1 protein-coding gene is annotated in these 577 nt (G+C 62.7%); it reads right to left on the reverse strand.

The window, feature by feature from the left end; translation table 11 throughout:
- Positions 1-495 (reverse strand): transposase (locus tag VBE63_RS31080; RefSeq protein WP_323686791.1); only part of this gene is annotated, 495 nt, incomplete at its 3' end.
- Positions 496-577 lie beyond the last annotated feature (82 nt).

Here is a 577-nt window from a genome sequence, read left to right on the forward strand (position 1 = left end):
GAGTTGCGCCTCAATGGCCTCGGCATGCCCGTATGACAGGGCGCTGTGGCGGCTGGCGTTGGCGTGGATCTTCGTCCCATCCAGGCTCACCTGGCCGAAGCGACTGAACGGATGCGCGTGCGCGACCTCCAGCACTTGCACGAACACCGCCTCGAATTCCACCCGAAAGCGCTTCCGAAAGGTCGCTAGGGTGTCGTGGTCGGGGTGCTGATTGCAGGCAATGAAGCGAAAGGCCACCGAATCAAAGGTGGCCAACTCGATCTTGCGGCTGGAGTAACAGCCCGTGGCATAACCATAGATCAACAGCGAGCGCATCATCGCCGGGTGATCGGGCAAGCTCCCGCGCCCGGCGTACGCTTGGATCAGGGCGCTCAGATCGAGCGCTTTCACCACCTCGACGACAGAGCGCGCTAGATGGCTCTCGGGCAGCCAGTCCTGTAACGACAGGGGCAACGCTAATGGGCGGCCGCGATCGATGGAGCGGAAGTTGGGCATCGGCGTTTTTCCTGAAGCAGCACGACAGTCTCCCAAGTCGGCACGCGGGCGGTGGTCGCAAAGTCCGACAGGCTGCTAGTGC

This window comes from Lamprobacter sp. (genome assembly GCF_034860625.1).
GTDB lineage: Bacteria > Pseudomonadota > Gammaproteobacteria > Chromatiales > Chromatiaceae > Lamprobacter.